We start from the raw sequence: 6606 nt of genomic DNA on the forward strand, positions 1-6606 counted from the left end.
CATCACGGGACGCACCGTCCCGTGCCTCTTCGCGTCCACCGTGGTCCAGGTCCAGCGGGAAATCAACTCCGGGAAGCCAGTCCAGGCCCTCACGTTTGCGCCGATGAGTGCGAGTATTGCGGATTCCACCGAATCCCCTCAAGCTCTGGGCATGGCCCTCCACCTCGACCGACAGGCAGAAATCGTTCGGATTCTCTCCCGCAACGGCTTTCACCTGCTCGCCGCGCGGTCGGGGCTGGCCCGGCGGATCCTGAAACCGGGATTCCTCGACGCTTTCACGCCGGACGGACCGCCCCACGACGAAGCCTTCGAATCACCGGAGATCATCCGTCGTACCCTGCAGGAACTCGGCCCGACCTTCATCAAGCTCGGCCAGATCCTGTCGACCCGGCCAGACCTCGTGCACCCGGACCTCGCGACCCAGCTGGCGAAGCTTCAGGACCAGGACCCGCCGATGCCGATAGACCAGACCCGGCGCCTCATCGCCCGGGAGCTGGGCACCCCGATCGACGAGGCGTTCTTGTCCTTCGACGAGGAGGTCGTCGGAAGCGGGTCCCTCGCCCAGGCCCACGGCGCGGTGCTGCCCGACGGGTCACGGGTGGTCGTGAAAATCCAGCGCGAGGGGATCGTCCACACGATCAACGCCGACCTGGAGATCCTGCAGAACGTCGTGCGCGAGCTGGCGAGACAGTCGCCGTCCATCAATGAACTCGGGGTGGCGGGTTTCTTCGAGGAGTTCAGCCGGCAGCTGAGGGGGGAGCTCGATTTCGAAGCCGAGGGACGCAACGCCGAGCGAATCCAGGCGAACTTCGCGCAGAGCCCCGGGCTGCACATTCCGCGCATCGACTGGTCGCGCACCACCACCCGGATGCTCACCGAGGAGCGCCTGTCGGGCGTCAAGATCACCGATGTGGACGCGCTGGACCTGCTCGGCGTCGATCGCAGCGCGCTGGCCGATCGGGCCACGACGGTGATCCTCGACATGGTGCTGCGCGACGGGTTCTTCCACGCCGATCCCCATCCCGGCAACATGCTCGTTCAGCCGGACGGGGTGATCGGTCTGCTCGACTACGGCATGGTGGGGTCGCTGACCGACAACATCCGTAATCAATTGATCGACGTGGTGATCGCGCTGTCCCTGCAGCATTCCGACCGGCTCGCCGCGATGCTGCTCCGGCTGGCCCCGCCGCCAGGCCGCATCGATCGCACGGATTTCGCCGAGGCGCTGGCGCGGATCATCGACCGGTACACCGGGCTGACGCTCAAGGAACTGCCCGCGGGCGAGCTGATCACGGCAGTCATGGACCTGATGCGCCGGTACCACCTGCAGGTTCCGCCCGCGGTGGCGATGGTGTCGAAGATGCTCGTGATGTGCGAGGGCACGGGACTGGTGCTCGACCCGGAGTTCAGCATCAGCACCGCACTCAAGCCCTACGCACTCGACCTCCTGCAGCGCAGACTGCAGCCGTCGTACCTCGGGGGGAGGCTCCTGACCGGCTTTCTGGACGTGGCCGACCTGGGGCTCCCCCTGCCCGCACGCCTGACCCGGATCCTGGACCGCTACGAGCAGGAGGGCATGGGCATCAGCATCGACCCGGAACAGGCCGAACCCTACGTGCGCCGGGTGGAAGACATCAGCGAGCGCCTGGTGGCCGGGATGCTGCTGGCGTCGCTGATCAATGCGATCGGCGTGCTGGGCTCCACCGACAATCGATGGCTGTCCCGGGTTCGCGGCCCGCTGCTGGTGATCGGCTCGGTTGCGGCAGCGGGCCTGGTGGCATTCATCGCCATCAACACCAGGCTGGCCCTGGTGCGGCTGGAGCGGATAAGGTGACACCGCGTGTTTGTTCCGCCCCCGGGCAGACCCCGTACAGGTCTCCGTCACCTGCCGGAAACCTGGGCGGACTTGTCTGATCTGCGGGTCGGGCACCAGCCCCCCCCTGAGGAGGACACGATGAAGTTCACGAAAATCGGTGTGACCACGGCGGTGGGCCTGGGACTGGGTCTGGCCGTGCTCACCACAGCCTCGCTTCCCGCGACGGCGACGCCGGACTCGGGCACCGCCGGAGTCGCAGCCAACTCCGCGTTCGGCATCCAGAACAATGTGCTCGCTGCCGGCCTCGAGCAGAGCCCCGTTGCCTACGGCCAGCTTCCACTGGCAAACCCGCACGGCGAAGTGTCCCACTACGGGTACAACACGGCCAACGGCGGACCGCTGACTCAGGACGCGAAAGAGGCGTTCAAGACCGAGCCGGACAAGAACGTCTACCTCGTCTTCGGCGCAAAGCACTACCTGTTCCAGGGCCACGAAGGCGGACCGCAGGGCTACGTCACCCGCATCGATCTCGACGAAAAGGACCTGACCAAGAGGGTCACCCTGATCGCGGACACCCGTTCGGACGGGGCCGCCGTTCCCACCTTCGACGGCATCACCTGGGATCCGTTCACACACCAGCTCCTCTTGGCCGCCGAAGCCACGGCGCCCAAGGGCGGCGTCTTCGGCATCACCCTCGATGACAAGGGCGACCCGGTCGACGGCAAGATCGTGCCGCTCCCGGCGCTCGGCTCCGGCGGCTATGAGGGCATTCAGAACGACTCCGCCGGCAACGTGTGGCTGGTTGAGGACATCGGCGGCGCCAAGAAGGCCGGCGGCAAGGTCCCCAACAGCTACGTCTACCGCTTCACCCCGACGAAGGCGGGCGACCTGTCCACCGGCACCCTGCAGGCCCTGCAGGTGAACCGTGCCGACGGCTCCCCCGTCACGGCCAAGCAGCTCGCGGACAACCCGTCCGACCAGTTCGTCACCGACCTGCACAGCTACGGTGCGTCATTCAACACGACGTGGGTCACGGTCACCACCGGGGCCAACAACAGCGCGACCGCTGCCGCCGCGGCCGCCGGCGCCACCCCGTTCAAACGTCCCGAGAACGGCGTCTTCCGCCCCGGAACGAATTTCGGCGAGTTCTACTTCACCGAGACCGGCGACACCGACAAGGGCAGCACCCTCCCGGGCGCCTTCGGCGGCGTGTTCCGCCTGAGCCAGTCGTCTCCGACGGCGCAGACCGGCAAGCTGTCCCCCGCGTTCCTCGGCGACCTGGAGCACACGGGCCTGGACAACATCCAGTTCGCGAGCAAGGACAAGCTGATGGTGGTCGAGGATGCCGGCGACTCCCTGCACGCCCAGCGCGACGCCCTCGACTCCGGCTACCTTCTGGACCTCGCCGGGAAGGGCAAGAAGGCTCCGGAGGCCGTGCGCTGGCTGGCCGAGGGCCGCGACGCCTCCGCGACCTACGACCACAACACCAGCCCCGGCTACAACGACGGCGACAACGAGATTACGGGCATCCACGTTTCCAACGGTGACCCGACGGCCGCCGGAATCCTCGGCGCCCAGACCCCGCAGATGATGGGCGGCGACTGGCGCACGTTCTGGACCCAGCAGCACGGCGACAACGTGACGTGGGAGCTGCACACCGCGGCCGCCGCGGACTCGCACGGCGACGACCGGCACGACGGCAAGAACGACCGGGACTAGCCCGCAACCCGTTCCGCACCACGAGAGATGCCCCGGTTGCCGCCAGCAACCGGGGCATCTCTCGTGTGTGAGAGCGAACCCGCGGTTCGTGGCGCACCCTGTGACCGGCGGCGCATGGTCTAACGGGCGCCCGCGTCCCCAGGGTGGGCCGCGAGTGGGAGCCTGCCGAGGACGGCGGCACGATCAGGCACCCGCTCAGGCGCTGACGTCCTCGGCGAGCAGCGTATCGATCTGCCCCAGTGCCTGCCGCATGCCCTCTTCCATGCCCATCTCGGTCATCTTCTGCAGCTGGTCCAGGCTCTCGAACGTGGACACCATGGTCATTCGGGTGCGCCCTCCGGCTTCGTCCAGGGTCACCACCGCCCGCACCGAGCCCATCTGGGCGACCGGATCGCCGTTCTCGTCGGCGAACCCGTCCTCGAACTCCAACCGGTGCGGCGGCTCAATCAGCGTGGTCACCCACCAGCCGGCCCCCTTCTCGCCCTCCGGGCCGGTCATGAAGTAATTCGACCGGCCGCCGGGCACGAAGTCGTGCCGCTCGAAGGTGGCCGGCCAGGTCGGCGGGCCCCACCACCGCTCGAGCTGGCGAGGGTCCTGCCAGAGGCGCCACACCCGCTGCACGCTCGCGTCGAAATCGGCCACGAATGTGAGGGTGAGCGCCTCGGTGTCGGTTTGTGAACTAACGACGGTCATGATTTCTCTCCTTCTCGATCCTGTTCATTTCCTGGTTCATTGGGGTCTTCCCGCAGGATGTCGCTAATGCTCTGGGCGCGAAACCGCCACACTTCCTCGTAGTGCTCGAGCAGGCGGGCCGCCCGGCGCACGGTCTCGAGGTTTCCGTGCACGATCTGCTCCCTTCCCCGGCGTTCCTTGACGACGAGGGACGCGCGTTCCAGCACCGCCACGTGCTTCTGCACCGCGGCGAAGCTCATGGCGTAGCTCGCGGCGAGCGCCGTCACCGACTGCTCGCGCTGCGCGACGCGCACCACGATGTCCCGGCGGGTCGCATCGGCGAGCGCCTGGAAGATGCGATCCACTTCGTCGTCCTGCATGTTTTGTGCAACCATTTGGTTGTACTTTAGACCTCCTGGGCACCGAGGCGCAAGCATTATTTCCGATCCATAGATACCCCACGGGTATAGGGGTGGTGTCGACGCAACAGCACCGTTACTGAAAATGTGGGGTCTGAAATGGCACATGTCGTCGTCCTGGGAGCCGGGGTATCCGGCCACACCGCAGCGCTCTATCTGAAGAAGCGTCTCGGCAAGCGCCACGAGGTCGTCGTGGTGTCGCCCAATTCGAAGTGGAACTGGATCCCCTCCAACATCTGGGTCGGGGTCGGCAGGATGAGCCCGTCCAGGGTCGTCTTCCCGCTGGCCCCGATCTACCGGCGCAAGGGCATCGGCTTCCGGCAGGCGAAGGCGGTGACGCTCTACCCGGAGGGCGATGCGGAAAGCCCCCGCGGCGCCGTCGACGTGGTCTACACCGACCCCGCGCGCGTGGGCCGGACGGAGCGCATCCGTTATGACTACCTGGTGAACGCCACCGGGCCGAAACTCAATTTCGAGACCACGCCCGGTCTGGGCCCGGATGCCGGGAACACCGTGTCGGTGTGCACTCCGAGCCATGCGGTGGATGCCGCCGCCCGGCTCGCGGAGGTCATCGCCACACTCAGGGCGGGCACCCCTCAGACGCTCGTCGTGGGCGTCGGACACGGTACCTGCACCTGCGAGGGCGCCGCCTTCGAGTACGCCTTCAACGTGGAGCAGGAGCTGCGGAACGCCGGGGTTCGCGACCTGGCCCAGGTGATCTACCTCACCAACGAGCACGAACTCGGCGACGTCGGCGTGGGCGGCATGACCTTCTCCACTGGGCGCCGGCGCGTCACCAGCGAGGCGTGGATGGAGTCGCTCTTCCGGGAACGCACGATGAAGGCGATCACCCAGGCCGCCGTCACCGGGATCGAGCCGGGACTGATCCACTACACCCAGATCGACGGATCAGAGAACACTCAGTCGTTCGATTTTGCGATGCTCCTGCCCCCGTTCCGCGGGGTCGGGCTAACGGCCTTCGACCGAGACGGCGTCGAGATCACCGACAAGGTCTTCGCCCCCAGCGGGTTCATGCGCGTCGACGCGAACTACGAGGCCAAGCCCTACGAGCAGTGGACGGCGCAGGACTGGCCGAGAACCTACCAGACGCCCTCGTACCGGAACGTGTTCGGCGTCGGGATCGCCTTCGCCCCGCCGCATGCCATCTCCCGCCCCTACGCCACACCGGGCGACGTCGCCATCGCGCCTTCTCCCCCGCGCACCGGCATGCCGTCGGGCGCGATGGGCAAGATCGTCGCCCTGACGATCGCGGACATGATCCTCACCGGAGCGACGGAGCCCACCCACCACGGGTCAATGGGAGAGATGGCGGCTGCCTGCATCGCCTCCACCGGCACCGGGATCCTCTCCGGCACCGCGGCGGCCATGTCGATGTCCCCGATCGTGCCCGACCACGCCCGCCACCCGAACACGGGCGGACGGGATCCGAAGGAGACAACCGGCGACATCGGTCTCGCCGCCCACTGGGTCAAGCGAGTGCTGCACACCATGTTCATCTACAAGGCCAAGGCGTACCCGCTCTGGTATCTGATCCCCGAAATAACCGAGACCCGGCTCCAGGAGAACCCCATGGACAACGCACAGCATCGAATCGACACCGCCCCGCTGCCCGACGCGAGGGAGTTGCGTCGGCGCAGCAACCTCTTCGTTCAGTTCGTCCGGTTCCTCAGGCTGAACTTCACGATGTTCATGCCGGCCAAGCGGCATCACTAGTCGAGTGAGTCGTCACGGACGTGGCCGATGAGGATGCGCGGAGGACGTTCTGAGGCGTGACGCCTCAGAGAACGTCCGTCCCTGACGAATTCGACGGAGATTTTGCCCGGATCGGCCCAGAACACTCCAAAAAGGGGGTTTTAGGCGAAAATCTCGGCTCTCCTGCTGCATCTGTGGGTCTTTCGGAGCGCCTTAACGGCCGCACGCCGCTTCCTGTCTAGGTTTCTGACTGTCAAGGAAAGAAAC

At 66.7% G+C, this 6606-nt stretch carries 5 protein-coding genes; 3 read left to right on the top strand and 2 right to left on the bottom strand.

The genetic code is table 11. The features are described 5' to 3' along the window. Positions 1–151 precede the first annotated feature (151 nt). Together E3O49_RS02870 and E3O49_RS02875 are read left to right on the top strand one after the other, a co-directional pair. On the top strand, positions 152–1834 hold the full coding sequence (locus E3O49_RS02870) for an ABC1 kinase family protein (RefSeq protein ID WP_160141008.1): 1683 nt from the start codon (positions 152–154) through the stop codon (positions 1832–1834). Between the two features lie 120 nt (positions 1835–1954). Beyond that, positions 1955–3535, top strand: coding sequence for an alkaline phosphatase PhoX (locus E3O49_RS02875; RefSeq protein ID WP_134450959.1), 1581 nt, complete (start codon positions 1955–1957; stop codon positions 3533–3535). Between the two features lie 195 nt (positions 3536–3730). On the opposite strand, the gene E3O49_RS02880 is transcribed toward E3O49_RS02875, so the two are convergent. Continuing rightward, positions 3731–4228 carry an SRPBCC family protein gene (locus E3O49_RS02880; RefSeq protein ID WP_134368007.1) on the bottom strand — a complete coding sequence of 166 codons (498 nt, stop codon included), beginning with the start codon at positions 4226–4228 and terminating at the stop codon, positions 3731–3733. After that, complete coding sequence (locus tag E3O49_RS02885) at positions 4225–4602, bottom strand: ArsR/SmtB family transcription factor (protein ID WP_134368008.1); 378 nt, start codon at positions 4600–4602, stop codon at positions 4225–4227. The genes E3O49_RS02880 and E3O49_RS02885 overlap by 4 nt, the downstream gene beginning before the upstream one ends. Positions 4603–4725: 123 nt before the next feature. Between E3O49_RS02885 and E3O49_RS02890 the strand changes: the two genes are divergently transcribed. Continuing rightward, the gene (locus tag E3O49_RS02890) at positions 4726–6360 is read left to right on the top strand and encodes an NAD(P)/FAD-dependent oxidoreductase (protein ID WP_134450961.1); all 1635 of its coding nucleotides are present in this window, start codon (positions 4726–4728) and stop codon (positions 6358–6360) included. Positions 6361–6606: the final 246 nt, after the last annotated feature.

The sequence above is a fragment of the Cryobacterium shii genome (assembly GCF_004402595.1).
GTDB lineage: Bacteria > Actinomycetota > Actinomycetes > Actinomycetales > Microbacteriaceae > Cryobacterium > Cryobacterium shii.